Genomic DNA, 26,766 nt, shown 5'->3' on the forward strand with positions numbered 1-26,766 from the left:
GGCGGCGCCGCGCGGGGCACACGAAGAACCCCCCCCGCCGCTAGCCCCGGCGCGCCGGGCGGCACCGCCGGGCGCTCCTCATTAGGCTGGGAGCCGTGCTGCACCGCTTCGCCGTCGAACGCATCGATCTGATCGTCGGACTCGTCAACGCCGTGATCGTCCTGGGGTGGTCGCTCATCGCGTGGTCGCTGCGGGTGCGGGACGCGCAAGGGCTCAACGAGTCGCTGGCCTGGGTGATGTTGGCGGTCACGGTGGTCGCGCTGTTCTGGCGCAGTTCGTTCCCGCTCGCGGTCACGCTCATCATGTTGGCCTGCACGGTCGTGTACTACCCGGCCTCATCCGTCGACGGGCCGATGCTCATGGGGTTCGTCATCTCGCTGTACACGCTGGCCGCGTTGGGACGGATCTTCGCGGCGGGCGTGATCGCGGGGCTGACGTTCACGGTCATCGTGGTCTCGGAGGTCGTCTCGGGTTTCGCGCACATGACCGAGAGCGAGACGTTCATGCTCGGCGGGTGGGTCGTCGCGGTCCCGGCGATCGGGGCGGTCGTGGCGAGCTTCCGGCGGTACCGGGCCGAAACGGCGGTGGCCCTTGCGGAGACGCAGAAGCGGAGTGTGGCCGAGGAGCGGCTGCGGATCGCGCGGGAACTGCACGACGCGGTCGGGCACCACCTGTCGCTCATCAACGTGCAGACGGCGGCGGCGCTGCGGAAGCTCAAGCGGGATCCGGCGTTCCGCACTGAGGAGACGCTGCAGATCATCGCGGACACGAGCCGGTTGTCGCTGCGGGAGCTCCGGGCGATGGTCGGGGTGCTGCGCGAACCCGGGGAGGATTCGCCGACCGGGCCGGGGCCGAGCCTGGAGCAGCTGCCTTCGCTATTGGCCGCGGCGCGGGCGTCGGGCCTGGAGGTGGAGCTGCGGGTGGACGGCAGCGCGGAGCTGCCGGTGGCGGTGGACGCGGCGGCGTACCGGGTGGTGCAGGAGTCGCTGACGAACGTGCTGCGGCACGCGAAGGCGAAGCGGGTGCTGGTCAAGGTGGTCACGGGGACTTCGACGCTGGCGGTGGCCGTGACCGATGACGGGCTCGGCGATGCCAAGGGCGCCAAAGGGGCCGGCAACGGCCTGACGGGGATGCGCGAGCGGGCCGAGAGCCTCGGCGGTACCTTCGACGCGGGGCCGCGCGACGACGGCGGCTTCTCGGTGGAGGCCACGTGGCCGCTGGAGGTTGACAGGTGATCCGGGTGATGCTGGTGGACGATCAGCGCTTGGTGCGCGCGGGGTTCGCCTCGATCCTCGGCGACGAGGAGGACATCGAGCTGGTCGCGGAGGCGGGCAACGGGGCCGAGGCCCTGGAGCTGGCGCGGCGGCACCGTCCCGACGTGGCGCTCATGGACATCCGGATGCCCGATATGGACGGCTTGGAGGCGACCGAGCGGATCGGCCGCGACCCGAAGCTCGACGGCGTCAAAGTGGTGATCTTGACGACCTTCGACGAGGACGACTACGTGTACCGGGCGCTGCGCGCGGGCGCGAGCGGCTTCCTGGTGAAGGACACCGACCCGGATGAGCTCCTCCATGCGATCCGCGTGGTCGCGGCCGGCGACGCGCTCATCTCGCCGAAGGTGACGCGGCGGCTCATCGGCGAGTTCGCCGGGCGCGTCGCCCGCCCCGAGCCGAGCTCGAGGCTGAACGCGCTCACCGAGCGCGAGACCGAGGTGCTCAAGCTCGTGGCCACCGGCATGAGCAACGACGAGATCGCCGGGTCCCTGTTCCTCTCCCCCGCCACGGCGAAGACGCATGTCAGCCGCATCATGTCGAAGCTCTCGGCGCGCGACCGGGCGCAGCTCGTGGTCACCGCGTACGAATCGGGCCTGGTCCGCCCGACCTGGACCGACGGCGAGTGAATCGACCCCGGGGTGAGGATCCCGGGGCACCTGCCGTCCGGGGAGGTCCGATGTGCCGGGAGCCGGTCCGTGCGGAGACGGACCGGCCGGCATCGATCACTCCTGTCGTGCGCGGCGCCATGCGAAGATCGCGAGCAGTCCGCCTGCTGCGATGAGCGCGAGTCCCGCGGCCGTGACACCGGTCCAAGCTCCGTCGCCGGTCGTGGGCAGTCCTTCTCCGTTTCCGGAACCGTCGGCGGCATCATTCGCGCCCGAGCCCGCGTCGTCGTTGTCCGAGGAGGACGTCGACCCGCCGGAGCCACCGGAACCGCCGCCGGGCCCGCCGGGCCCACCCGGGCCACCGGGTCCGCCGCTGGGCCCACCGGTCCCGCCGGAACCGTCGGTCGGGTTGTCCGTCGGCGGGGACGTCGGTGCGCAAGCCGGTGCGGTGATGGTATTGGTGTCGAGCGTCACCGCAGCGGTCTGCGCCAGTGCGCGGCCCTCCAGGGTCGCTCCCGTGTTCATGGTGATCGACGCCGAGGCCATGATGTTCCCGATGAAGTCGGTCCCGGTCCCGAGCGTCGCCGAACTGCCGACCTGCCAGTACACGTTGCACGGCGAGGAGCCGTTGATGAAGACGACGCTGCTGTCCGACGCGGTGATGAGCGTCGAATCGATCTGGAAGACGAAGACGCCCTCGGGGTCTTCCTCGAGATCGAGCGTCAGTTGACCGGTGAGCTGCGCTGCGGAGATTCGGTACACTCCGGCCGTCAAGGTCTCGCCGCCCAGTTCCGCGTCCAGATTCGTGAACGGGGTGCGTCCGGCCGCATCGTTGTAGGCGGTCGTGAGGTCGAGTTTCGCCTGGTCGGCAGCCGCGTCGGCCAGATGCGTCTCCCCGCCGACGATGCCGGGCGGGAAGCCCGGGGCCGTGTTCCCGGGGCTGACGCCGAGGCTCTGTTCCAGGGTGGTGTCCCCGGTGTTGGTGACCGTCGAGCCCGCCAGGACCGAGTAGTCGGCGGCGGTCCCCAATCCGACCGGCGCCTCCTGCGCCTGGGCGCCGCCCGAGTACGAGATGATCAAGGCGGCGACGATGCCCACTGTCGCGGGTACGGCGATCACCGGAGTGAGTGTTCGCCGTGGAAGTCTCCGCAGGGCTGCCTTCATTCGATTCCCCCGTTTCCGCCGTCCGGCGCGGAGTTCCATGCCGGAACGACGATCGTCTTGAGCGAATGCTCGAAGAGCACGTAATGGCTACTCAATCACGCATTCAACCGATATGACGCAGTCTTATGAATTCCGGATGGTTCCGCCCGACCGGGCCGCCCGTGCGGACGGCAGGGCGCCGATGACGACGAATCGAGCGGACTCCCTGCCGGGGCGCGGGCGATGCGACCGGTGATGTAGGCCGGGTGAAGGGCCTCATCCCTGGGACGTAGGGCGATTACCGCTGCCGAGCCGATGCGGGCGGGCGGCGCGGACGACGACAGTTGCCGACATGAAGCCACACCTTGACGCAAAGCCTTCAGCGCTCGCGCGCTTGTCCGGTTGGACGCAGCGGCGCCCGCTGATCGCGCTCCTCCTCTGGATCCTCGTGTTCGCCGCCGCCATCGGCGCGTCGAGCGCTGTCGGCTCCGCGTTTGAAGACGACAACTCGATGCCCGGCACCGAATCGCAGGAGCTCTCCGACCTCCTCGACGAGCGCGCCCCTGAAGCCAACGAATCGACCGTGCAGGTGGTCTTCGGCGCCGAAGACGTCGCCGCCGAACAGGACCGGGTGGCGGCCTTCCTTGACGACCTGGCCGATGCGCCCGGAGTGACCGGCGTGAACGACCCGTTCGCCGAGTACGGCGCCATCAGCGAGGACGGCACGGTCGGCTACGCGACCTTGACCTGGGACGGCACCACCGCCGAAGCGGCTGACCTGATCCACGAGGCCGAGGAGGCCTCGGGTGACGGTGTGACGTTCGCGCTCGGCGGCGACGTGATCCGCGAGGCGACCGAAGGCGGCGGCGGTGCGGCCGAGGGCATCGGGATGCTCGCCGCCCTGGTCATCCTCGTGTTCATGTTCGGGTCACTGCTGGCCGCGAGCCTCCCGCTCATCACCGCGGTGTTCGCCGTGGGCACCGCGTTCTGCCTGTCGATGCTGGTGTCCCATGTGGTCACGTTGCCGACGTTCCTGACGCCCATCATGTTCCTCGTCGGCTTCGGTGTGGGCGTGGACTACGCGCTGCTGATCTTCGCCCGCTTCCGCGCCGAACTCCAGCACGGCGCGAGCCGCAAGTCCGCCGCGGCCACCGCGCTCGACACGGCCGGGCGCTCGGTCCTGTTCGCCGGTTCAGTGGTGATCGTGGCGCTCATGGGACTGTTCGCGCTCGGCCTGGGCTCGCTCCAGGCGGTCGCGATCGCGGTGGCGCTCACCGTGCTCGTGACGATGCTCGCCTCGGTGACGCTGCTGCCCGCGCTGCTGGCGCTCTTCGGCAAGCGGATCGAGAAGTCCGTGCGCAAGAAGGCCGCGAAGGCCGAGCGCGCCCCGGGCTCCCGCTGGATCGGCTGGTCGCGGTTCGTCGAGAAGCGGGCGTGGCTCGCGATCGTCCTGGTCACCGCCGGGCTCGCGGCACTCGCGACGCCGCTGCTCGACCTGCGGCTGGGCTTCGCCGACGCCGGGACCGACACGGAGGGCACGACCAGCCGCGAGGCGTACGACCTGCTCTCCGACGGGTTCGGCGAGGGCTTCAACGGCCCGCTCATGGTCGTCACCGACGGCACCGAGACCGAGGCGAACGCCGCCTACGATGCGATGTCGGGCATGGACACCGTCGAAATGGTCTCGCCGCCGTTCACGATCGGCGACGGCCTGTGGATGTCCACGGTCGTCGGCACGGCCGGTCCCGCCGACCAGGCCACGGTGGACCTCGTCCATGAACTCCGCGACGACGTGCTGAACGACGTCGCGGGCACGCAGCTCGTCGGCGGCTCCACCGCCGCCGCGATCGACTTCAGCGACATCATGATCGAGAAGGCCCCGCTGTTCCTCCTCTTCGTCGTCGGCCTCTCGCTCCTACTGCTGATGGTCGTGTTCCGCTCGATCCTGATCCCGGTCAAGGCCGCGATCCTCAACCTGATGACGATCGGCGCGAGCCTCGGCGTCGTGGCCTGGATCTTCCAGGAGGGCATGTTCGGCATCCCCGCGGGCCCGGTCGAGGCGTTCGTGCCGGTGATGTCCTTCGCGATCATCTTCGGGCTCTCGATGGACTACGAGGTGTTCCTCATGTCCCGCATGCGCGAGGAATGGCAGCGCACCGGCGACGCGACCGAAGCGGTACGCCGGGGCCTGGCGTCGACGGGCAGTGTCGTGACCGCCGCCGCGGCGATCATGATGGCCGTCTTCGGCTCGTTCGTCCTCGACGACGCGCGGCTGCTGCAGCAGTTCGGCATCAGCATGGCCGTCGCGATCTTCATCGACGCCTTCGTGATCCGCAGCCTCCTGGTCCCGGCGATCATGAAGGTCATGGGACGCGGCGCCTGGTGGATCCCCAAGTGGCTCGACAGGGCACTCCCGCACGTCACCGTCGAACCGGAGACCGAGCCGAAGCGGGCCGAACGCGAACCGGTCGCGGCCCGCTAGAACCGAAGACGACGGGTCGAACCCCGGCCTGATTGAACCGAACGGAAACAGGAACGCCAAGGACCCGGTGCGGAGCGTCGGGTCCTTGGCGTTCTCGCCCGAACCCCTGGCCGACGTTCCGGGCCGCGTCGCGGTCCGGCGCTCGGCTTGAGAGCGGGGATCTCGGGGTGCAGCCATGAAAGGATTCTGACACGCGATTCGGCCCGGACGGCTGCCGCAATCGCGCCGGGCGACTGCTTCGACGCTGCGGTTCACTTCAAGGATTCAGGTTTCGCGCTCGCCGTCCGTATCTCGGCGATCTCGGCGGGTCTCGACATCCGCGTGACCGCCCCGATCTCGGCCATGTACTTGCGCCGCTCGGCGGGGAAGCCCGCGAGGATCTTGGCCGGGTCCTCCAAGAGTCCGGCGTAGATCGCGAGGCCGTCGGCGTAGAAAAGGTCGACCAGGCGGAGCTCGCCCGCAGGAGTCGACATCACGTTCCGCGGGTTGCGGTCGAGGCCGGCCCAGTGCGGGATCGCCTCGGCAGCTTCCCGATCCAGTAGTTCGGCCTCGCGCCGCACCGCGACGACCGGGTCATCGGCCGCCGCCTCGTCCCAGCGCTTCCAGACCGCGGAGGCCTGGTCGGCGTCGGCCGGGGTCAGGAACTCAAGGACCGTGATTCTGCCGCCGCCTTCGAGCGGTGAGTCGAGTTCGATGCGCGGCAGGAGCGGATTGCCGGGGAGCGCCCGGCACAGGCGCACGAAGACCGCATAGGCCGGTTCGAACGGGCTGATCCGGGCGGCCAGCGCGCCGTCGGGCGAGCGCCACACCGTCGCCCAGTCGCCGACCCCGCAGACGTTCCAGCCGTCGGCCAGCAGCCACCCGGCCGCCTCCCGATGGTTCAGCGCCGCCAGAGCGGCCGGATCGGACGGGAAGTCGCGCAGCACATCACTCACGCCCGCAGCCTACGCAGTCGCCGAGAGAGGGCGAATCGATTTTTCGGCCACCGTCCGCCCGGATCGGGTCAGGCCATGAGTCCGAGGTACCGGACTACGGCGTACTCGACCTGTTCCATGTCGTCGCGGTTCAGGAAATCGATGCCCGACGTGTCGGGTTTCCAGGGAAGTCGCGTTGGTGGGTCCGGTTGGGTCTAGCCTCGGGTAAAGGTGTGTTATCGCAGGTGGAACGGGGTGGTTGCGATGCTCGAATTGCTCGCCAAGAACTGGGCCTGGGTGCTGGTGCGGGGCATCTTCACCATCGTCTTCGGCGCCATGGCGGTGTTCTGGCCCGGGATCACGCTGTACGTGCTCGTCATCCTGTTCGGCGCTTACGCCATCGTCGACGGCGTCTCCGCTATCGCCATGGGCGCGAGGCGGTCCAGCGGACGCGGCCTCCTCATCCTCATAGGCGTCGTCGGCGTGGTCGCCGGCCTCGTCGTCCTCATCTGGCCGGGCATGAGCGCCCTCGCGCTGCTGTACGTGATCGCCGCCTGGGCGATCATCTCCGGCGTCGGCTCGATCATGAGCGGCTTCGCCCTCTCGCGCGACGCGGGCGGGCGCTGGCTGTTCGTCCTCTCCGGCCTCGTCGGGGTCGTGCTGGGCATCCTGCTGCTGTTCAACCCGGGAGAGGGCGCGGTCGCGCTGGTCGTGACCATCGGGTTCTTCGCGATCATCTGGGGATTCTTCACCGTCTTCACCGCGGTGCGGCTCCGCCGTCTGGCGAAGGAGCTTGACGCCCGCCAGGACTTCACGGATTTCTAGGACCGTCGACGACGGAGCACGGGGGACACGACCCGGTGACCCCGGGACCACCACGGGCTCGGGACACCTGAGACGATCGCGATCGCCTAACCTTGCGGGGGTGTCCCCTCGCATATCCAAGTTCACTGTGCACCCGCTCGCCCTCGCGGCCTCGCTGACACTCCTGTGGCATGCGGCGCTGTTCGCGGCCGCCGAACTCATCCCCTCGCAGCAGCCGCCTTATCTCGGCGTCACCCTCATCACCCTGGCCACTCTGCCGATACCGTTGGCGGCGGCCGTCGCCATGGGCGACTGGCGCTACAGCGGCATCGCGCCCATGGGCACCGCCACCCCCGCGCTCTGGACCGCGGTCCCGCTGTTCCTGGTCAGCGCCGTGTACCTCGTCCCCGGGATCGAAGGCGACGCGGAGACCCTGCTCCGGCTCGCGCTGTTCTGCCTGGTGGTCGGCGTCTGCGAGGAGAGTCTGTCGCGAGGCGTGGTGCAGCAGGCGCTCAACGGGCTGGGCCGCGTTCGGGCGGCCGTCTGGGTCGGGGTGCTCTTCGGGCTCGGACACGCGCTGTCGGGCCTCTGGTTCAATCGGGACCTCGGCGACACCCTCTTCCAGGTCGTCAGTACCGCCGCGTTCGGCTTCGGCTACGCGGCAGTGCGATTCCACCTGGCCACGATCTGGCCCCTGGTAGCGGCGCATGCGATCTACAACTTCGCGCAGTACGCCTCCCCCGGTGCGGCGCACTGGCTGCTCCAGTTGGGCGTGGCCGTGGGCTTCGTCGGCTACGGGATCTGGCTGCTGCGCCGGCTCGGGCGCCGTTCGGGAGCTGAGGCGCACCTCGCGGCCGCCGGGACGGGCTGAGGGCAGCGCTGGCGAACCGCGCTGCCCTCGAGCCTTGTGTCCGTCAGCCCGCCCAGTGCTGCCAGGCCTCGATCTGCTCGCGCACCAGCGCCAGCTGGTCGGCCACCGGCTTCGGGCCCGTCGAGCCCGGGGTCGTGCGGCCCGCCAGGGCGCCGTCCACGTCGAGCACGGCCTTCACGGACGGGTCGAGGTGCTCGGAGATGCCCGCCAGGTCGGCGTCGGCGATGTCGTGGAGCTCGATGCCGCGCGTCTCGCAGTGGGCCACACAGGAACCGGCGATCTCGTGGGCGCTGCGGAACGGGACGCCCTTGCGCACCAGCCAGTCCGCGATCTCGGTGGCGAGGCTGAAGCCCGTGGGGGCCGACGCGCGAGGGACCTCCACGTTGAACTTCATGGTCGCGACCATGCCGGTCACGGCCGGGAGCAGGAGCGCCAGGTTGTCGAGGGAGTCGAAGACCGGCTCCTTGTCCTCCTGAAGGTCCTTGTTGTACGTGAACGGCAGGCCCTTGAGCGTGACGAGCAGGCCGGTCAGGTTGCCGACGAGGCGGCCCGACTTGCCGCGCGCGAGCTCCGCGACATCGGGGTTCTTCTTCTGCGGCATGATCGAGGAACCGGTGGAGAACGCGTCGTCCAGCGTGACCCAGCCGAACTCCTGGCTCGACCAGAGGATGACCTCCTCCCCCAGGCGGGAGAGGTGGATCCCGACCATCGAGCACACGAACAGGAGCTCGGCCGCGAAGTCGCGGTCGGACACGCCGTCGAGCGAGTTCGCCACGGGGCCGTCGAAACCGAGCTCCTCCGCGACCGCGACCGGGTCGAGCGGCAGCGACGAACCCGAGAGCGCCCCCGAGCCCAGCGGAGAGAGCGCGGCGCGCTTGTCCCAGTCCCGCAAGCGGTCCAGGTCGCGCAGAAGGCCCTGCGCGTGGGCCAGGAGCTGGTGGCCGAGGGTGATCGGCTGGGCGTGCTGGAGGTGGGTCATGCCCGGAGCGGGCGCGTCCACGAGACCGGCGGCCTGCTCGGTCAGGGCGGCGACCAGGTCGGTGAGGTCGGCGGCGAGGCCGCGCGCGTGATCGCGGCAGTACAGGCGCAGGTCCGTGGCGATCTGGTCGTTGCGCGAGCGGCCCGCGCGGAGCTTGCCGCCGAGGTCGCCGAGGCGTTCGACGAGGCCGCGTTCGAGCGCGGTGTGCACGTCCTCGTCGGCGACGGTGCCGGTGAAGGCGCCGGAGGCGACGTCCTCGCCCAGCTCGTCGAGCGCGGTGAGCATCGTCGCGAGCTCGTCGGCGCTGAGCAGGCCGGCCCGGTTGAGCACGCGCGCATGGGCTTTCGAGGCCTTGAGGTCGTACGGCGCGAGGCGCCAGTCGAATCCGATCGAGGCGTTCAGGGCCTCGAGGGCGGCGGCCGGGCCGCCGGAGAAGCGGCCTCCCCACAGTTTCGCCATTACGCCGCGTCTCCCTTGGTGTGCTTCACGGTCATTGCTGGTGCTCCTTGGCGTCGTTCGCGGACTCGTCGGCGGCGTAGGGGTCGGGCCCCTTGCCGGCCCAGTGCAGCATCTGGTCGGCCACGTGGGCGCCCGTGACACCGTCGCGGGCGATCACGGCGATCGTGTCGTCCCCGGCGATCGTGCCGATGACGTCCGAGAGGCCGGAGCGGTCGATGGCGCTGGCGAGGTACTGGGCCGCGCCGGGCGGGCACCGCAGGACGGCCATGTTGCCGGAGTGGTCGGCGCCGACGAGGAGTTCGCGCAGGAGCCGCTGGAGGCGGTCGGAGGCGACCTCGGTGTCCCGAAGGGGCCGTTCGCCTTCCGCAAAGATCGAGTAGACGGCGCTGCCGCCGTCGGTGCCGCGCACCTTGACCGCGCCGAGCTCTTCCAGGTCGCGCGAGAGCGTGGCCTGGGTGGCCTCGATGCCGTCGGCGGCGAGGAGGTTCGCGAGCTCGGTCTGGGAGCGGATCGGGCGGCCCGAGATCAACTCGACGATGCGGGCCTGGCGGGCCGCCTTCGTGGTCGGTTGGTTCATCAGCGTTCCCTGAGCAGCCAGGCGAGGAGGGCCTTCTGGGCGTGGAGCCGGTTCTCGGCCTGGTCGAACACGCGCGAGTGGGGGCCGTCCATGACCTCGTCGGTGATCTCCTCGCCCCGGTGGGCGGGGAGGCAGTGGAGGACGATCGCGTCGTCGGCTGCGTGCGCGAGGAGTTCCCCGTTGAGCTGGTAGCGGGTGAGCTCCTCGATGCGCTTCTCGCTGTCGGCCATACCCATCGAGACCCAGGCGTCGGTGGAGACCACGTCGGCGCCGGCCACGGCCTCGACCGGGTCCTCGGTGACGACGACGGAGCCGCCGGTCGCCGCGTTGATCTCGGCCGCGCGGGCCAGGACCTCCGGCGCGGGCTGGTAGTCCTCGGGGGCGCCGATGCGGACGTGCATCCCTGCCATCGAGCAGGCGATCACCGTGGAGTTGCCCATGTTGAACGCGGCGTCGCCGAGGTAGGCGATGCTCGTGCCCTTGAGCGGCTTGTGCTCGGCGACGGTCTGGAGGTCGGCGAGGAGCTGGCAGGGGTGCCAGCCGTCGGTGAGCGCGTTGACGACCGGCACGCTCGCGTTCGCGGCGAGCTCTTCGATGCGGTCGTCGCCGAAGGTGCGGATCACGATGGCGCTCACGTACCGCGAGAGGACCCGCGCGGTGTCGCCGACGGTCTCGCCGCGGCCCAGCTGCGTGGACTGGGCGTCGATCACGACCGAGTGGCCGCCGAGCTCGGCGATGCCGATGTCGAAGGAGAGCCGGGTGCGGGTGGAGGGCTTCTCGAAGACGACCGCGACCGACTTGGGGCCCGCGAGCGCGGGGTAGGCGTAGGGATCGGCCTTCATCTTCGCGGCGAGGTCGAGGACCTCGGCCTGCTGTGCGACGGTGAGGTCGTCGTCCTTCAAGAAGTGCTTGGGCGGGGCGGTGTGCTTCACGGTCGACCTCCGGGCGCATGCGGCTTGCGGGGCGAAGCCCCTCCGGTGTGGGGAGAGACGTCGCGAAGCGGCGCCGGCGGGTGTGGGAGAGCGGTGTCGAGGGCTTCGACGAGCTTGTCGCAGAACGCGTCCAACTCCGATTCGGTGATCGTGAGCGGCGGCGCGATCCGGACCGTGTCGGGCCGGGGCGCGTTGGCGAGCACGCCGAGGCCGATGAGGTGCTCGACGACTTCGCCCGCGACGGGTGCGGCGAGGTTGATGCCGCGCCACAGGGCCTGGCCGCGCACTTCGGTGATCCGCGGGTCGGCGAGGAGCCGGTCGCCGAGGCGCCGGCCGAGGGCGAGCACGTTCTCGAAGAGGTGGTCGCGCTCGATCGTGTCGATCACCGCGAGGGACGCGGCGCACGCGATCGGGTTGCCGCCGAAGGTGGAGCCGTGGACGCCCTTGGTGAAGAGCGCGGCGGTCTCGTCGGTGGCGAGGACCGCGCCGATCGGGACGCCGCCGCCGAGGCCCTTGGCGAGGGTCACGACGTCGGGGACGATGCCTTCGGCGTGGTGGGCGAACCAGGCGCCGGTGCGGCCGAAACCGGACTGGATCTCGTCGAGGATCAGGAGCGCGTGGTGCTCGGCGGTGAGTTCCCTTGCGGCCTTGAGGTATCCGGCCGGGGCTGGGACGACGCCGGTCTCACCCTGGGTGGGCTCGAGGAACACGGCGGCGACGGACTCGTCGACGGCGGCCTTGAGGGCGTCGATGTCGCCGTAGGGCACGAACACGACGTCGCGGCCGTAGGGCGCGAAGGGCTCACGGATCGCGGCCTTGCCGGTGATCGACAGGGCGCCGAGGGTGCGGCCGTGGAAGCCGTTCTCGGTGGCGACGATCCGGGTCTTGCCGGTGGCCGTGCCGTGGAGGATCGCGAGTTTGAGCGCGGCTTCGTTGGCCTCGGTGCCGGAGTTGCACAGGAAGGCCTTGCCGGGGTTGCCCCACAGCTCGAGGAGCTTCTCGGCGAGCTCGATCTCCTTCTCGTGCAGGAAGAGGTTCGAGGTGTGGGCGAGGCGGGCGGCCTGGCCGCTGACGGCCTCGACCAGTGCGGGGTGGTTGTGCCCCAGGCTGGAGACGGCGATGCCGCCGATCATGTCGAGGTAGGTGTTGCCGTCCACATCGGTCACGGTGCGGCCCTCGCCCTCGCGGATGGCGACGGGCGGGAGGCCGTAGTTGCCCATGAGGGCGGCGGCGTACCGGGCCTTGATCTGCTCGGTGTAGGTCATTTCGTCTCCTGGACCATCGTGCCGACGCCGTCGGTCGTGAAGATCTCCAGCAGTGTGGAGTGGGGGACGCGCCCGTCGATGACGTGCGCTTGCGGGACGCCGCCCTTGACCGCGCGCAGGCAGGCCTCCATCTTGGGGACCATGCCCGCTTGGAGGGAGGGCAGCATGTCCGCGAGGCGGTCGGTGGTGATCTGCCGCAGGAGCGAGTCTTTGTCGGGCCAGTTCTCGTAGAGGCCTTCGACGTCGGTGAGGACGATGAGCTTCTGCGCGCCGAGGGCTTCGGCGAGCGCCGCGGCCGCGGTGTCGGCGTTGAGGTTGTAGAGGACGCCATCGTGGTCGAGGGCCACGGTGGAGACGACGGGGATGCGCCCGGCGGCGATGAGGTCGTCCACGGCGGCGGTGTTGACGGAGGCGACGTCGCCGACGCGGCCGACGTCGACCTGCTCGCCGTCCACGTCGGCCCAGCGCCGCTTCGCGGTGAACAGCTGGGCGTCCTCGCCGGACATGCCGACGGCGAACGGGCCGTGGTTGTTGATGAGCCCCACCAGTTCCCGGCCGACCTGGCCGACCAGGACCATCCGGACCACGTCGGCGGCCTCGGGGGTGGTGACGCGCAGGCCGCCCTTGAACTCGGAGGCGATGTCGAGTTTGGCGAGCATGGCGGAGATCTGCGGGCCGCCGCCGTGCACGACGACGGGCTTGATGCCGACGTAGTGCAGGAACACCATGTCGGCGGCGAACGCGGCCTGCAGCTCGGGGTTGATCATGGCGTTGCCGCCGTATTTGACCACCACGATGGAGCCGGTGAAGCGCTGGAGCCACGGCAGCGCCTCGATGAGGGTCTCGGCCTTGCCGAGGGCCTTCTGGAGGTGGGGCGCGAGGTCGTCGAGACCCGATTCTGCAAAGCTCATGTGCTGTACGCCGAATTCTCGTGAACGTAGTCGTGGGACAGGTCGTTGGTCCAGATGGTGGCCGAGGCCGGGCCGTTGTGGAGCTGGATGTCGATCTTCACTTCGCGGCCTTTGAGGTCGACGAGTTCGCGCGGTTCCCCGGCGGCGCCGGCCTTGCAGATCCACACGCCGTTGACGGCGACGTCGACCGCGTCGGCGTCGAAGGGCGCCTTGGAGGTGCCGACGGCGGCGAGGATGCGGCCCCAGTTCGGGTCGGAGCCGAACAGGGCGGTCTTGACGAGGTTGTCGCGGGCGACGCAGCGGGCGACCTCGACGGCGTCGTCCTCGACCTCGGCGCCCGAGACGGTGATGGCGACGTCCTTGGTGGAGCCTTCGGCGTCGGAGAGGAGCTGCTGCGCGAGATCCCGGCACAGCTCGGTGAGCGCCGAGATGAACGCGTCCGGCTCGGCCTCGACGCCGGAGGCGCCGGAGGCGAGGAGGAGGACGGTGTCGTTGGTGGACATCGAGCCGTCGGAGTCGAGCCGGTCGAACGAGTACCGGCAGGCGGTGCCGAGCGCGGTGTCGGCGAGCGGCTGGTCGACCACGGCGTCCGTGGTGAGCACGACGAGCATCGTGGCCAGGCCCGGGGCCAGCATGCCCGCGCCCTTGGCGATGCCGCCGACCGACCAGCCCGCGGGACTGTGCACGACGGCGTTCTTCGCCACGGTGTCGGTGGTCATGATCGCGGCCGCGGCCTGCTCGCCGCCGTCGGCGGTGAGCGCGGCCGCTGCGGCTTCGACGCCGGGCAGGAGCTTGTCCATGGGCAGCTGCTCGCCGATGAGGCCGGTGGAGCAGACCGCGATTTCGACTGCGCCGCAATCGAGGAGCTCGGCGGTCTTCTCGGCGGTGGCGTGCGTGTTCTGGAAGCCCTGCGCGCCGGTGCAGGCGTTCGCGCCACCGGAGTTGAGGATGACGGCCTTGAGCTGCCCGGTGGTGAGGACCTGCTGGGTCCACTTGACCGGGGCGGCCTTCACGCGGTTGCCGGTGAAGCGGCCCGCGGCGACCTGGAGCGGGCCCTCGTTCACGACGAGCGCCGTGTCCGGCTTGCCGGAGGCCTTCAGGCCCGCGGTGACGCCGGAGGCTTTGAAGCCCTTGGGAGTCGTGATGGTCATGCGTCTACTCCGGTCTGGGGAACGGCGAGCGAAGCGAGCCGGCGGGCGGGGCGACGGGTGCGGGTCGTCACGGTGCCACTCCGTTCACGGTGAGGCCCGCGGCCTCGGGGAGGCCGAGCATGAGGTTGGCGCACTGCACGACCTGCGCGGCCGCGCCCTTGCCGAGGTTGTCGATCGCCGAGGTGACGATGATCCGGCCCGAGTCCTTGTCGACCGTGCCCTGGAGCTGGACGGCGTTGGTGCCGAACGTGGAGGCCGTGGAGGGCCACTGGCCTTCGCGGAGGACGTGCACGAAGTGCTCGCCGTCGTAGGCCTTCGACAGGGCGGCGTGCACGTCGGCGGCCGTCACTTCGGCGGTGGCCTTGGCGGTCACCGTGGAGATGATGCCGCGCGGCATCGGGGCGAGCAGCGGCGTCATCGAGATCGAGGCGGCACCGGTGGCCTGCTTGATCTCGGGCACGTGCTGGTGCGCGCCGACCTTGTACGCGCTCATCGCGCCCATGACCTCGCTCGCGAGGAGGTTCTTCTTGGGGGCGTTGCCCGCACCGGAGGTGCCGGAGGCCGCGACGACCACCACGTCCTCGGGCGAGGCGATGCCGGCGTCGAGGAGCGGCCGCAGGGCGAGGATGGTGGCGACGGCGTAGCAGCCGGTCGCGGCGACCCGCGTCGCAGCGGCGATGGCCTCACGCTGGCCCGGGAGCTCGGGCAGTCCGTACGTCCAGGTCCCGGCGTGGGGGCCCGGGTAGTAGGCTTCCCAGGCCGCGGCGCTCTCGAGCCGGTGGTCGGCGCCGAGGTCCACGATCTTCTGATCGGCGGGGAGCTGGGCGGCGAGCGCGGCCGACTGGCCGTGCGGGAGGGTCATGATGACCAGGTCGGCGCCCGCGAAGGCCTCCGGGTCGGTCGGGGTGAAGCGTCGGTCGCCGTACGCGGTGAGGTGGGGGTGGACTGCGGTGATGTACTCACCGGCGTTGCTGTGCGCGCCCGCTGCCACGACCTCGAGCTGCGGGTGGTCGGCGAGCAGCCGGAGCACCTCGCCCCCGGCGTAGCCGCTGGCGCCCGCCACGGCGACCTGAAAAGTCACTGGAAACCTCCATGTTGAATGACTATGCAGAGTACTGTATCAGCATTCAGACCGGGCGTCGCGCTTGTATACCGGAAGCTGAGACGTGATCATCGCCCTGTTCGCGCGACATCCGACCCCCGGCCTCCAGAAGCCCCGCCCCGACCTCAGCGTGCCTGCTCGCGGGCGAAGATGGCCGCCTGCACCCGGCTGGCCAACCCGAGTTTCGCGAGCACCCGCGTGACGTGCGACTTCACCGTAGCCTCGGCCATACCGAGCTCCCCCGCGATCTCCGCGTTCGACATCCCCTCGCCGATGAGCGCGAGCACCTCGGTCTCGCGCGGTGTCAGATTCGCCAGTCCCGCGTCGTCGACCGCGATCGGCGCGTAGGCCGGACGCGAGCGCGCGAACTCGGCGATGAGCCCGCGCGTGACCGCCGGCGAGATGAGCCCGTCACCGCGCGCGATCGTGCGCACCGCCTCCACCAGCGTCTCGGCGTCGGCGTCCTTGAGAAGGAACCCGCTGGCCCCGGCCCGGAGGGCGTCGAACACGTTCTCGTCCTCGCCGTAGCTGGTCAGCACCAGCACGTCCGCGACGCCGCGCAGCTCGGCCGCGGCCGCGATGCCGTCCTTGCGGGGCATCCGCACGTCCATGACGACCACGTCCGGGCGGAGGTCGCCCGCGAGCGCGACCGCCTCGACGCCGTCGGCGGCCTCGCCGACCACCTCGATGTCGTCGGCGCTGTCCAGGAGCATCCGCAACCCGGCGCGGACCGCCGCGTGGTCGTCGGCGAGCAGGACCTTGATCATCAACGTGCACTCCGTTTCAGGAAGCGGCCGGCAGGCGCCGGCGGTGCGGGCTCGTCGAGGCCGCCGGTGGGGATCTCGGCGCGGACGCGCCAGCGGCGGCCCTCCGGCCCGGCCCGCACCTCGCCGCCGAGGATCCGCACCCGCTCGGTCATGCCGACCAGGCCCGCTCCCCCGCTGGGCACCTCGTCCCCGCCGGGACGCACCGCGTTCTCGACCTCGACCGTGATCCGCCCGTCCCCGTACCGGATCGCGACGGCGGCGTCCGAACCGTACTTGAGCACGTTCGTCAGCGCCTCCTGCACCACCCGGTACGCGGTCAGCTCCACCTCCCCCGGCAGCGCCCGCTCGGGCCCCTCCACGGTGAAGTCCACGTCGAGACCGACCTTCCGCATCCGCTCGACCAGCTCCGGCACCTGGTCGAGCCGGAACGACGCCAGCTCCTCACCGGTCCCGTTGTCCGTGGCGCGCAGCAGACCGATGATGCGCCGCAGCTCTGCCAGCCCCTCGACGCTCGAGGAGCGGATCGCGGCCACGGACATGCGCACGGTCTCGGCGTCGAGATCCTTGCGGGCCTGCAGGGCGGTGGACTGCAACGCGATCGCCGAGAGGTAGTTCGCGACGGTGTCGTGCAGTTCGCGCGCCATCAGCGTGCGCTCGCGCAGGACCGCCTCGCGGCGCCGCACGTCCGCGAGCCGCGCGGTCTGCTCGGCCCGTTCGGATTCGAGCATCGCCCGCTCGTGGGCCTGGCGGACGATGATCGCCGTGAAGATCGGAGAGGCGAGGACCAGCGCGGCGATCGCCAGCATGCTGATCACCGCGGCAGCCCTGCCGTCCGCGACCGCGACGTAGACCCCGGTCGCCAGCACCGCGGCCACGGCGACGGGCAGCATGATCCGGAGCCCGCGCCGGGACCCGTAGCGGGCGTACGCGTACAGGTTGTCGGTGAAGACGAACACGACCGCGAGCGAGAACCCGATCGCGACCTCGGCGCCGAAGCCGATGAGGCCCAACGCGAGGGTCAGTCCGGGCCGGGCACGCCGCAGGACGACACCCGTGCAGACGAAGGCCAGCGGGATGAACCGCACCCAGTGCGGCACCTCGATGCCGAACCGCTCGTAGCTGCCGAGCGCGAGCAGCAGCGAGCCCACGGCGAACAGGAGGACGGCCGCGATCGCATCGGGGCGTTTGACCGCACGGAGGTTGAGGACGCTGCGGCAGGGCGGGCTGGTCATGGCCCCATCCCATCATGCCCGGCGGGCCGGGGCGTCGGTCTGGATGCCGATCCCGAACTCCGACTTTGGTCGCACCCGGCGCGTGCGCACCACGCGCGTACCGCCATCATGGACGCGTGCCACCCTCGAACCACGATCCCGGCGAAGCCGAATGGGCCCGCTACACGGGCCCCTCCCGCACTCTCGTCCTGCTCAACGCGCTCTCGGCGCTCGTCTTGGAGCTGGCGATGTTCGCCTTCGTCGTCTGGTGGGTCCTCGCGCTCGACCTCGCGCTGTGGGCGCGGATCCCGCTCGCCGTGGCGGCCTTCGGGGCGTACGCGGCACTCTGGGGCCTGCTGGTCTCACCGAAGGCCCGCTACCCGTTGCCGACGCCGTGGACCGTCGTCTTCAAACTGGCCGCTTTCGGCGGCGCCGCGCTGGCGCTGTGGGACGTGGGCCATTCGGCCGCGGCGGTCGCGTTCGCGGTGCTGGCCGCCGCCAGCACCGCGGTGACGACCTATGTCAGGACCCGCCCTTGAACAGACTGCCCAGCAGTCTGAACGCCCAGGTCGGGTCGTCGGTCGGGAAGTCGGAGTACCAGTCGCCTTCCTCGAGCTCGTTGAACGCGCTGCCGACGACCACGAACACGAAGATGTAGTAGGCGATCCAGAAGATGGTCGCGGCCACCCCGATCCAGCCGAGCACCACTCCGGCGGTGGCCATGCCGTCGCCCTGGTCGCCGGTCTCGCGGATCTGGCGCTTCGCGATGTTGCCGAAGATGAGCGCGAGGATGCCCAGCGGGCTGCACACGCCGACGATGCCGCAGACCATCGCCGCGATGGCCATGCCGTTCGTGGGGCGCGGGGGCACGTACGGCGGGTACCCGTAGGGCTGCTGCGGGTACGGAGCGTACGGAGGTGGTACTGGCTGCTGGTACTGCGGCGGTTCCTGTGGCTGGGAACCGGGATCGGGCGTGGTCATCCGGGGCACCTCTCAGAAAGAACTGCCCACAGCTTAAGCGCTCCGAGCCAGTCCCCTGTGCCCCCGAGGCGTCCGCCGTCTCGAGAACCCCTTCCCGAAGGGCGCGTTCGCGGTCGAGGAGGGGCGAGAACGCCCACCAGGTGAAGACGGCCACGGCCGCACCGGTCGCGGTGCCCGCGATCGTGTCCGTCAGCCAGTGGGCGTGCTGCCAGTTCCGGGAGAGCATCATGGCGCAGGTCAAGACCACCGCGACCGGCCACCAGCGCTTCAGGTGCCGGGCGGGGACCACCAGGACGGCGATGACGACCACGACCGCGGCCATGCGGGAGGCGTGCCCGGAGGGGAACGCCCAGGAGCCGGTGTCGACCGTGATGTCGATCGGGCGCGGCCGCTCCCCGACGGCTTTGATCCCGTCGGTGATGAGTTTGGTGGCGGCCAGCGCCGCGATGGCGTAGACGGCGGAACGCCAGCGCCGTACGACGAGCAGTGCGACGACCGCGGCGGTGCCGAGGACGAGGCCGAGTTCGCCGCCGAGGAAGTTGAAGAATTCCGAGACATGCCACAGGGGACTGTCGACCGGGCTGCCGACGAGGCCGTTCCACCAGTCGTCGAGGCCCTGCCATGGCGGGCTTTCAGGGTCGGTGCGCAACCAGATCGCGTCGCCGAGCACCGCCAACGGCACCGCGATCGCGAGGGCCAGGAGCAGTCGCGACCGCGGGAAGCCGTTGGGAGTCACGCTAGTAGCCCGGGGAGTTCGAGATGGTCGTCGCCGCGGTGGAGACCACGGAGATCATGATGATGAAGTAGGCGACCCAGACCAGCGAGAAGGCGATGCCGATCCAGCCGAGGACGCGCCCGGCCTTGGCCATCGGGCGGCCGATGCCCATGCCCATGTCGATCTCCCGCTGGGCGCTCTTGCCGAGCACGAGCGAGATGATGCCGAGCAGGCCGGTGCAGAACAGGACGCCGCAGACGAGGGCCGCGACGGCCTTGCCGTTGATCTCGACCCCGGCCTGCGGGTAGCCGGGGGCCTGCTGGGGGTAGGCCGGGGGCTGCGGCTGCATCCCGGGGGGTTGGGACTGCTGTTGCGCGTAGGGGTCGAACGTCATCACGGGCTCCTCTTAATCGGGCAAGGTTGCGCGAGCACCTTGGCATCCTCATCCTAAAGGGGCGAGGATTCCCGGCTCGGGCGCCGGTGACACGACACCGCTACGGGTGGGCATGGACCGAGCCAAGCCCGCTCCGGAGTCCGCTTCGCCTCGGTGATCGGCGACTTCGACGATTGTGCCGTCGCCGGGTACGTCAGGCCCTCACGACGCGCGTGCTTCCTCGCCGCCACGGCGTCGTTGTAGACGACCCGCGCGGACCCGAACGCCCGCGCGAGCGAGGCCCGCTGCGGCGCTGTCGGGTACACCCGAAACCGGACGAAGGAGCACCGTTCAAGGCGAGGCGAGGGGTACGACAACCGGGAACCGAAAGCGCTCACGGTCAGCAGAACGGCCAGTTGCACTCCTCCGTGGTCGAGGGCTCCGGGTCGGGCTCTTCGGAACTCGGGGGTTCGGGTTCGGGTTCCGAGGAGGTGGGGTCGGGGTCGGGGTCGGGGTCGTCGGTGGTGTCGTCCGGTGAGGGCGAGTCGGAGGCGCTCGGGGAGGACGATGCGCCGTCGCATCCCTCGGCGTCGGGGTTGGTCTGGCAGTAGGCGCTGTCGGGGTCGATCCGGCCGTCGTCGCCCACGATGTCGTCGGTGAGGTCCTCGCCTTCGCCGGAGGCTCCCGGCAGCGTTTCGGCTTCGTAGCCGTTCGCTTCGATCGCGGTGTCGATGACGTTGCGCCACAGCGATACGCCGCCGTCGGCGGCGGCTTGGCCGTTGGCCCAGGCGGCGACGCTGAGCTGGGGTATCGCGCCGACGAACCAGGCCTGGGTGGTCTCGCCGTGGTAGTCGGCGCCCGCGCCGAAGAAGTCACGGTCCTCGATGGCCTGGGCTTCGCCGAGTCCGATGAACTGGAGGTCTTGGGCGGTGGTCTCGGCGAGCGCCCGGTCCGTGGCGATGTCCTGCTCGGGCGGGATCTCCTCGTCGCCGATGTCGATGACGCGCTCGATGAAGTGGGTGTCGGCGTGGAGGCCGTCCGCGGCGATGGTGGCGTAAACGCTCGCCATGTCGACGACGCTCACGGGGTAGGTGCCGAAGTCGGCGGCGTCGAGTCCGCCGTACTCGCCCGTCTCCAGGTCGTAGACGGTGCCTTTGCCGTCGGCGATGGTGTTGAGGCCCATGCCCTTCGCGGTTTCGAGCACGGTTTCGACGCCGTACTTCACCGCGACGGCGTCCATGGCGCCGGTCCGGGACTCCTGCACGGCCGCGGCGAGCGTGACGTCGTTGTCCTGGTCGGTCCACCAGGATTCGATGGAGGCGCCCGCTTCGAGCGCGGTGGCGGCGGTGATCATGTCGAACACCGAGGAGGGCGGGTGCGGCGCGTCGGCGCCGACCTGGTCGGTGCCCGTGGCGCCCTCGGCACCGTAGTAGCAGCGCACCGCGCCCGTGCCGGGTTCGACGGCGACGACACCGGCTTCGCCGGAGGTCTGCTCGGCGGCTTCCTGGAGGATCTGGTCGAGGGTGAGGACGACGCGGGGGCCGTCGGGCCGGGAGGCCTCGTCGTAGAGCTGATCGGGGGTGAGGCCGTAGCGCGTTTCGAGTTCGGTGTTGATCTGCTCGACCAGCGAGGGGTGCCGGTCGGCGAAATCGTCGGGGAGGGCCTGGCCGCCCGCGTAGAGGTAGGCGGCGTCCTCTTGGTCGGCGCCGCCCGCACCGCCGTCGGGGAGGTTGCCGAGCACGATGGTGACGCCGACGGCGATCACGAGTCCGACGGCGCCCGCGACGGCGAGGTGGAGCCGGTTCAGCTCGAGGTCGTCGAGCTTGCCGGGCAGGGGGATCGCGATGGCCGCCGCTCCGGCCGCGCGGCGCTTGCCGCTGTAGCCGGAGCCGCGGGCCCCGGCTCGTCGGTGCCCGGGCGAACCGCCCTCCTGCGAGCCGGTCCGCCTCCGCCGCCTGCCGACGCGAGAGGGGTTCCCGTTATACACACCACGTACCTTAAAAGGCGCGGACCAGGTGCTAACCCCCGGCTCAGCGTTTACGGCGCGTAACCATCCCATTTGGACACGCAAATGGGGCGCACCATCGCACCTGCGATGTCGCGCCCCAAATGTTGACAGTGCTTATTCTCGAATGGCGGCGCCGAAGCGCTCGGCCGCGACCGCGACCGCCGCGTCGCGGACGGCCACCCCCTCCTCGTTGGTGAGCGTCCGATCGGCGGCGCGCAGTTCCAGCTTGAAGGCGAGCGACTTCTTGCCTTCACCGAGCTTCGGGTCGCGGTAGACGTCGAAGAGCCGCAGCGAATCGAGCAGTTCGCCCGCGCCTTCGCGCAGGGCCGCCTCGACCTCGCCCGCCGGGACCGTCTCGCCGACCACGATCGCCACGTCGATGAGCGTCGCCGGGAAGTGCGAGATCACGGGAGCCGGCGCCAGGTCCGGCAGCGGCAGGGCCGTCAAGTCCAGCTCCATCGCGGCGGTGCGCCGCGGCAGGCCGAGACGTTCGCAGGCCTCCGGGTGCAGCTCGCCCGCGTGGCCGACGACGGCGCCGTCCACGCGCAGCTCCGCGCACCGGCCCGGGTGCCACGGCGCGGCCTCGCCTTGGGCCACTTCGAGCTTCACGCCCGAAGCCGCCGCGACGACCTCGGCGGCCTCGACCGCGTCGGCCCAATCGACGATCCGTCCGGGCGCGTCGACACCGGCGGGCACGGCCTGCCCGCACAGGACCGCCGCGACGTGGCGCGGCTGCACCGGCAGCCGCCGGATCGCCGCCGCGATGGCCTCGTCCTCGGGGCGCTTGGAGACCGGCAGTTCGACCACTTCGAGGTCGCTCCAGCCCTCGGCGGGCTGGAAGACCAGGCCCTCCTCGAACACCGCGAGGTCCTTCGCGCCGCGCGCCAGGTTGAGGCGGACCGCGTTGACCAGGCTCGCGAGCACGGTGGTGCGCAGCAGCGGCGCGGCGTCGTCGAGCGGGTTGAGCACGGCGACGGCCTCGCGCTGCGGGTCCTTCTCGTCCAGCCCCAGCTCGTCGGCGCGCTCGCGCGAGACGAACGGGAACGTGTAGGTCTCGACGAACCCGGTGTCCGCCAAGGCGCGTGCCACGCGGCGGCGGCGGCGCTGCGAGGAGGTCAGGCCGGTTCCCGCGATCGCGCGCGGGATGCTCGACGGGATGTGGCCGTACCCGTGCAGGCGGGCCACCTCCTCCACGAGGTCGGCCGGGTCGGTCAGGTCGGGACGCCACGATGCGGGCGTCACCGTCAGCACCTCGTCACCATCCACAGTGCACCCGGCGGCCTCGAGCATCGCGACCACGGTGGAGCGGTCGTAGTCGACGCCGATCGTCTTGGACGGCAGGTCGACCGGGATCGCGATCGGCGTGGCAGGCTCGCGGTGGTCGATGTCGGCCACGGCCTCCACGAGGGTCCCGCCGCCGTACTCGACCAGCAGGTCGGCCGCGCGCTGCGCCGCGAGCAGCGTGATCCCCGCGTCGGCACCGCGCTCGTAGCGCTTCGAGGCCTCCGAGGTGAGCTTGTGCCGCCGCGAGGTGCGCGCGATCGCCGTCGGGTTCCAGTGCGCCGCTTCGATGAGCACGTTGCGGGTGGTCGGCCCGACCTCGGAGGTCTGGCCGCCCATCACGCCCGCGAGCGAGAGCGGACCGGTGCCGTCGGTGATGACCATGTCCTCGGGGTCGAGCCCCCGCTCCACGTCATCGAGGGTCTTCAGGGTCTCGCCCGGCTTCGCCCGGCGCACGACCATGACGTCCTCGAGGGCGTCGCGGTCGAACGCGTGCAGCGGGTGGCCGAGTTCGAGCATCAGGTAGTTGGTGACGTCCACGGCCAGGCCCAGCGGGCGCATGCCGGCCTGGGTGAGCCGCTTGGCCATCCACTCCGGCGACTCCGCGTTGGCGTCCACGTCGCGCACCTCGCGCAGCGTGAAGCGCGAGCAGCCGTCGGTCTCGACCCGCACCGGGTAGGGCGGGTGCTCGGTCGCGGCGGGCTCCACGGCCTTCGCGGCCGGGTCGGTGAACGCGACGCCGAGGCGGTGCGCGACCTCGCGGGCGATGCCGCGCACGGAGAAGCAGTAGCCCATGTCCGGGGTGATCGCCAATTCGAACACGACGTCGTCGAGGCCGACCAGCGGTCGGGCGTCCTCCCCGACAGTGCCGCCCTCGAGGACGATGATGCCGTCGTGGTCGTCGGAGACGCCGAGTTCGCGGGCCGAGCAGATCATGCCGTCCGAGAGGCGGCCGTAGGTCTTGCGCGAACCGATCTTGAAGCCGCCGGGCAGTTCGGCGCCGGGCAGCGCCACGACGACGAGGTCGCCTTCGGCGAAGTTCCGCGCGCCGCAGATGACCGAGCGCGGCTCGGCCTCGCCGACCTCGACCCAGCAGTGGCGGATCGGCTTCTTGAACTCGGTGAGCTCTTCAATGGAGGCCACGCGGCCGACCACGAGCGGGCCGGTCACGCGGCCGCGCAGGTCCTCGACCTCTTCGACCTCGAGCCCGGCCTCGACCAGGGCGGCGTCGAGCGCCTCCGTGGTCAGGTCCTCGGGCAGGGCGGCGTACTCGGCGAGCCAGGAAACGGGAATCCTCATCGTCTACTCCTCCACCTTCAGTCCGGCGGGGAACCGGACGTCGCCGTCGATGATGTCGCGCAGGTCGGTGATGCCGTGGCGCAGCATGAGCGCGCGCTCCACGCCCATCCCGAACGCGAAGCCCGAGTACACCTCGGGGTCGATCCCGCAGGCGCGCAGCACGCGCGGGTTGACCATGCCGCAGCCGCCCCACTCGATCCAGCGCGGCCCGTCCTTGTGCGCGGCGAACCAGACGTCGACCTCGGCGCTCGGCTCGGTGAACGGGAAGTACGAGGGGCGCAGACGGGTGATCGCCTCGGCACCGAAGACCGACTTCGCGAAGTGGTCGAGGGTGCCCTTGAGGTCGGCCATGGTGATGCCCTTGTCGACCACGAGGCCCTCGGTCTGGTGGAACACGGGCGAGTGCGTCGCGTCCACCTCGTCGGTGCGGTACACGCGGCCGGGCGCGACCGTGTAGATCGGCGGCTCCTGCGTGAGCATGGTGTGGATCTGCACCGTCGAGGTGTGCGTGCGCAGCACCATGTTCGAGCCGTACTCGCCCTTGCCGTCGGCGATGTGGAAGGTGTCCATCATGGTCCGGGCGGGGTGGTCCGGGTGGATGTTGAGCGCGTCGAAGTTGAACCATTCGAGCTCGACCTCGGGGCCTTCGCCGATCTCGTAGCCCATGGCGACGAACAGGTCGGCGATGCGGTCCATCTGGACGTTGATCGGGTGGCGCGCGCCTTCGCGGCGGCGGGCCGTGCGGGCCGTGACGTCGACGGTCTCCTCGCGGAGGATGCGCGCGGCCTCGGCGGCCTTCAGGATCTCCTCGCGGGCCTCGAACAGGCCGGTGATCTCGGTGCGGGCGGCGTTCACATTGCGCCCGGCCTCACCGCGCTCCTTGCCCGGGATCGAACCGATCGCCCTGCGGGCCAAGGAGACCGGAGCCTTGTCGCCGAGCGTGGCGGACTTGGCTGCGGCGAGTGCTTCGAGGTTGGAGGCGGCGGCGATGATCGCGGCGGCGTCTTTGACGGCCTCGGCGAGGGCCTCGGGCTGGAGCAGGCCAGCCTCAATGTCTGTGCTCATAACGTCTTTCTCCTGGCGGGACCAAAAGGAGTCTAAGGAAGGCACGCGGCTCGGCCGCAGCCCGCCAGGGAAGAGAAGGCGTGGACGACTAACGCCACAGCCCGCACCCGGCGGGCTGGATAAATTCGCGGTAGCCGATAGACATGCCACTAGTCTAACTTTCGACGCCGGGCCGCAGCACTGGCATAAAGGCAAACCCCTGCGGCGACGGCGAGGTTCAGGCTCTCGGCCTCGCCCCAGATCGGGACGCCCACCTTGCGGTGCGCCAGAGCAGCGGTCGCTTCGTCGAGGCCGTGGGCCTCGGAGCCGAACAGCCACACCGTGGGCGCGTCGAGATCGCCAGCGCGGTCGAGCGCGTACAGGTCGTCCCCGTCGGCGGCCGCGGCCAGGATCTGGGCGTGCGGGAACAGGTCGAGCGCGTCGGCCGTGTCCGCGGCGCGGACCACCGGCAGATGGAACAGGCTCCCGGCGGAGGAGCGCACGCACTTGCCGTTGTAGGGGTCGACCGAGTCGGTGGCGAAGACCACGCAATCGGCCCCGGCGGCGTCGGCGGCGCGGAGCACCGTCCCGGCGTTCCCGGGGTCGGTGATCCCGTGGAGCACCGCGACCAGGTTCGCCGCTTCGGGAAGGGACTGGTCCAAGAACCGGCAGACCGCGACGAGCCCTTGCGGGGTCACGGTCTCGGCCAGTGCGGCCAGGCCCTCGTCGGTGCACGGGTGCACATGGGCGCCCGCGGCGACGGCGGCGTCGATCAGGTCCGAGTGGCGGGTGTCGGCGTCGAAGTCGTAGAAGAGGTCTTCCACCGCTCCGGCGGCGATGGCTTCGCGGACGGCCTGCGGCCCTTCGGCGAGGAACCGCTCGGCCTTGTCGCGGCCGCGGCGGCGCTGCAGCTTCCGGGCATTGACGACCCGGGACGATCGCGCGGTGAGCGCGTCCGTCCCGGGTGAGTCAAGCTGCATCTACTGCTCGGCGGGAGCGTTGACGTCCGCGGGGAGGGCCTTGCGGGCCACATCGACGAGGGCGGTGAACGCCGCCGCGTCGTTGACGGCCAGCTCGGCGAGGATCTTGCGGTCCACCTCGACCTCGGCGAGGGCCAGGCCCTGCATGAAGCGGTTGTAGGTGATGCCGTTCGCGCGGGCGGCGGCGTTGATGCGGGTGATCCACAGCTTCCGGAACTCGCGCTTGCGGTTCTTGCGGTCGCGGTACGAGTAGGTGTACGAGTGGAGCAGCTGCTCCTTGGCCTTGCGGTACAGGCGCGAGCGCTGCCCGCGGTAGCCCTTGGCCTCTTCGAGTACGACGCGGCGTTTCTTCTTGGCGTTCACCGAACGCTTGACGCGTGCCACAGTTCAGTCTCCTTGCGTTTAAAGCGGATGGTAAGTCAAACGGAGTGCGGGCTTAGCGGCCCAGCAGCTTCCGGACCTGCTTCTGGTCGGCGGGGGAAACCTCGCCGCGGCCCTGCTGCTCGCGCTTGAACCGACCGCTCTTGTGCTCCATGAGGTGGTTCTTGCCGGCCTTGCGGCGCATCAGCTTGCCGGAGCCGGTCACCTTGAACCGCTTCTTGGCACCGCTGTGGGTCTTCATCTTCGGCATCGTG

Annotated in this window: 26 protein-coding genes and 1 pseudogene; 6 read left to right on the forward strand and 21 right to left on the reverse strand. The window is 70.6% G+C overall.

All coding sequences use genetic code 11. The features are described 5' to 3' along the window. The first annotated feature begins 95 nt into the window (after positions 1-95). Together JHY01_RS01475 and JHY01_RS01480 are read left to right on the forward strand one after the other, a co-directional pair. Positions 96-1,235 carry a sensor histidine kinase gene (locus tag JHY01_RS01475; RefSeq protein WP_205323812.1) on the forward strand — a complete coding sequence of 380 codons (1,140 nt, stop codon included), beginning with the start codon at positions 96-98 and terminating at the stop codon, positions 1,233-1,235. Further along, on the forward strand, positions 1,232-1,903 hold the full coding sequence (locus JHY01_RS01480) for a response regulator transcription factor (protein WP_205323813.1): 672 nt from the start codon (positions 1,232-1,234) through the stop codon (positions 1,901-1,903). Before JHY01_RS01475 ends, JHY01_RS01480 begins: the two co-directional genes overlap by 4 nt. 96 nt (positions 1,904-1,999) lie before the next feature. On the opposite strand, the gene JHY01_RS01485 is transcribed toward JHY01_RS01480, so the two are convergent. After that, positions 2,000-3,001 (reverse strand): ice-binding family protein, encoded by a 1,002-nt coding sequence (locus tag JHY01_RS01485; RefSeq protein WP_205323814.1) that lies wholly within the window; start codon positions 2,999-3,001, stop codon positions 2,000-2,002. 376 nt (positions 3,002-3,377) lie between these two features. Between JHY01_RS01485 and JHY01_RS01490 the strand changes: the two genes are divergently transcribed. Then, positions 3,378-5,507 carry an MMPL family transporter gene (locus JHY01_RS01490; protein WP_205323815.1) on the forward strand — a complete coding sequence of 710 codons (2,130 nt, stop codon included), beginning with the start codon at positions 3,378-3,380 and terminating at the stop codon, positions 5,505-5,507. A 251-nt stretch (positions 5,508-5,758) separates the two neighbouring features. Here JHY01_RS01490 and JHY01_RS01495 read toward each other — a convergent pair whose 3' ends face one another. Beyond that, complete coding sequence (locus JHY01_RS01495) at positions 5,759-6,442, reverse strand: hypothetical protein (RefSeq protein ID WP_205323816.1); 684 nt, start codon at positions 6,440-6,442, stop codon at positions 5,759-5,761. A 243-nt stretch (positions 6,443-6,685) separates the two neighbouring features. Between JHY01_RS01495 and JHY01_RS01500 the strand changes: the two genes are divergently transcribed. Together JHY01_RS01500 and JHY01_RS01505 are read left to right on the forward strand one after the other, a co-directional pair. After that, positions 6,686-7,246 (forward strand): HdeD family acid-resistance protein, encoded by a 561-nt coding sequence (locus tag JHY01_RS01500; protein WP_205323817.1) that lies wholly within the window; start codon positions 6,686-6,688, stop codon positions 7,244-7,246. A gap of 100 nt (positions 7,247-7,346) precedes the next feature. Next, positions 7,347-8,096, forward strand: coding sequence for a CPBP family intramembrane glutamic endopeptidase (locus tag JHY01_RS01505; RefSeq protein ID WP_205323818.1), 750 nt, complete (start codon positions 7,347-7,349; stop codon positions 8,094-8,096). Positions 8,097-8,139: 43 nt separating this feature from the next. Here the strand turns inward: JHY01_RS01505 and argH are convergent, their stop codons facing one another. The 9 genes from argH to JHY01_RS01550 form a co-directional block, all read right to left on the reverse strand. Continuing rightward, entirely contained in the window at positions 8,140-9,534 is a 1,395-nt protein-coding gene (gene argH, locus JHY01_RS01510; RefSeq protein WP_205323819.1) for an argininosuccinate lyase, read from the reverse strand. A 31-nt stretch (positions 9,535-9,565) separates the two neighbouring features. Beyond that, complete coding sequence (locus JHY01_RS01515) at positions 9,566-10,111, reverse strand: arginine repressor (RefSeq protein ID WP_205323820.1); 546 nt, start codon at positions 10,109-10,111, stop codon at positions 9,566-9,568. Continuing rightward, positions 10,111-11,043, reverse strand: a complete 933-nt coding sequence (gene argF / locus JHY01_RS01520; protein WP_205323821.1) for an ornithine carbamoyltransferase — start codon at positions 11,041-11,043, stop codon at positions 10,111-10,113. Before argF ends, JHY01_RS01515 begins: the two co-directional genes overlap by 1 nt. Beyond that, positions 11,040-12,308, reverse strand: a complete 1,269-nt coding sequence (locus tag JHY01_RS01525; protein ID WP_205323822.1) for an acetylornithine transaminase — start codon at positions 12,306-12,308, stop codon at positions 11,040-11,042. The genes argF and JHY01_RS01525 overlap by 4 nt, the downstream gene beginning before the upstream one ends. Then, positions 12,305-13,219 (reverse strand): acetylglutamate kinase, encoded by a 915-nt coding sequence (gene argB, locus JHY01_RS01530; RefSeq protein ID WP_205323823.1) that lies wholly within the window; start codon positions 13,217-13,219, stop codon positions 12,305-12,307. Before argB ends, JHY01_RS01525 begins: the two co-directional genes overlap by 4 nt. Continuing rightward, positions 13,216-14,370, reverse strand: coding sequence for a bifunctional glutamate N-acetyltransferase/amino-acid acetyltransferase ArgJ (gene argJ, locus JHY01_RS01535; protein WP_205323824.1), 1,155 nt, complete (start codon positions 14,368-14,370; stop codon positions 13,216-13,218). Before argJ ends, argB begins: the two co-directional genes overlap by 4 nt. Before the next feature lie 67 nt (positions 14,371-14,437). Continuing rightward, complete coding sequence (gene argC, locus JHY01_RS01540) at positions 14,438-15,451, reverse strand: N-acetyl-gamma-glutamyl-phosphate reductase (protein WP_205323825.1); 1,014 nt, start codon at positions 15,449-15,451, stop codon at positions 14,438-14,440. A gap of 146 nt (positions 15,452-15,597) precedes the next feature. After that, complete coding sequence (locus JHY01_RS01545; RefSeq protein WP_205323826.1) at positions 15,598-16,242, reverse strand: response regulator transcription factor; 645 nt, start codon at positions 16,240-16,242, stop codon at positions 15,598-15,600. Then, positions 16,239-17,471 carry a sensor histidine kinase gene (locus tag JHY01_RS01550; protein WP_205323827.1) on the reverse strand — a complete coding sequence of 411 codons (1,233 nt, stop codon included), beginning with the start codon at positions 17,469-17,471 and terminating at the stop codon, positions 16,239-16,241. The genes JHY01_RS01545 and JHY01_RS01550 overlap by 4 nt, the downstream gene beginning before the upstream one ends. 116 nt (positions 17,472-17,587) lie before the next feature. Here JHY01_RS01550 and JHY01_RS27170 point away from each other — a divergent pair, with 116 nt between their 5' ends. Further along, positions 17,588-17,989 carry a YrdB family protein gene (locus tag JHY01_RS27170; RefSeq protein ID WP_205323828.1) on the forward strand — a complete coding sequence of 134 codons (402 nt, stop codon included), beginning with the start codon at positions 17,588-17,590 and terminating at the stop codon, positions 17,987-17,989. Here the strand turns inward: JHY01_RS27170 and JHY01_RS01560 are convergent. From JHY01_RS01560 to rpmI, 10 genes and pseudogenes are all read right to left on the reverse strand, one after another. After that, the gene (locus JHY01_RS01560; RefSeq protein WP_205323829.1) at positions 17,973-18,431 is read right to left on the reverse strand and encodes a DUF4190 domain-containing protein; all 459 of its coding nucleotides are present in this window, start codon (positions 18,429-18,431) and stop codon (positions 17,973-17,975) included. The two genes, JHY01_RS27170 and JHY01_RS01560, sit on opposite strands and share 17 nt — an antisense overlap. 187 nt (positions 18,432-18,618) lie before the next feature. Then, positions 18,619-19,167, reverse strand: a pseudogene (locus tag JHY01_RS27960) (phosphatase PAP2 family protein); the annotation flags it as partial. A gap of 1 nt (position 19,168) precedes the next feature. Then, positions 19,169-19,540, reverse strand: a complete 372-nt coding sequence (locus JHY01_RS01570; protein ID WP_205323830.1) for a DUF4190 domain-containing protein — start codon at positions 19,538-19,540, stop codon at positions 19,169-19,171. Between the two features lie 53 nt (positions 19,541-19,593). Then, on the reverse strand, positions 19,594-19,941 hold the full coding sequence (locus tag JHY01_RS27965; protein WP_374199463.1) for a helix-turn-helix domain-containing protein: 348 nt from the start codon (positions 19,939-19,941) through the stop codon (positions 19,594-19,596). Further along, positions 19,920-21,506: a penicillin-binding transpeptidase domain-containing protein gene (locus JHY01_RS27175; protein ID WP_205323832.1), complete on the reverse strand. Its 1,587-nt coding sequence runs from the start codon at positions 21,504-21,506 to the stop codon at positions 19,920-19,922. The genes JHY01_RS27965 and JHY01_RS27175 overlap by 22 nt, the downstream gene beginning before the upstream one ends. A gap of 135 nt (positions 21,507-21,641) precedes the next feature. Then, entirely contained in the window at positions 21,642-24,107 is a 2,466-nt protein-coding gene (pheT, locus tag JHY01_RS01585) for a phenylalanine--tRNA ligase subunit beta (RefSeq protein ID WP_205323833.1), read from the reverse strand. A gap of 3 nt (positions 24,108-24,110) precedes the next feature. Further along, complete coding sequence (pheS, locus tag JHY01_RS01590; protein WP_205323834.1) at positions 24,111-25,172, reverse strand: phenylalanine--tRNA ligase subunit alpha; 1,062 nt, start codon at positions 25,170-25,172, stop codon at positions 24,111-24,113. Positions 25,173-25,321: 149 nt separating this feature from the next. Continuing rightward, on the reverse strand, positions 25,322-26,131 hold the full coding sequence (locus JHY01_RS01595) for an RNA methyltransferase (protein ID WP_205323835.1): 810 nt from the start codon (positions 26,129-26,131) through the stop codon (positions 25,322-25,324). Continuing rightward, the gene (gene rplT / locus JHY01_RS01600; RefSeq protein WP_205323836.1) at positions 26,132-26,515 is read right to left on the reverse strand and encodes a 50S ribosomal protein L20; all 384 of its coding nucleotides are present in this window, start codon (positions 26,513-26,515) and stop codon (positions 26,132-26,134) included. Positions 26,516-26,567: 52 nt separating this feature from the next. Continuing rightward, positions 26,568-26,762 (reverse strand): 50S ribosomal protein L35, encoded by a 195-nt coding sequence (gene rpmI / locus JHY01_RS01605; protein WP_205323837.1) that lies wholly within the window; start codon positions 26,760-26,762, stop codon positions 26,568-26,570. Positions 26,763-26,766: the final 4 nt, after the last annotated feature.

Origin of the sequence: Glycomyces sp. YM15, from assembly GCF_016918015.1 — a bacterium.
Lineage (GTDB): Bacteria > Actinomycetota > Actinomycetes > Mycobacteriales > Micromonosporaceae > Glycomyces.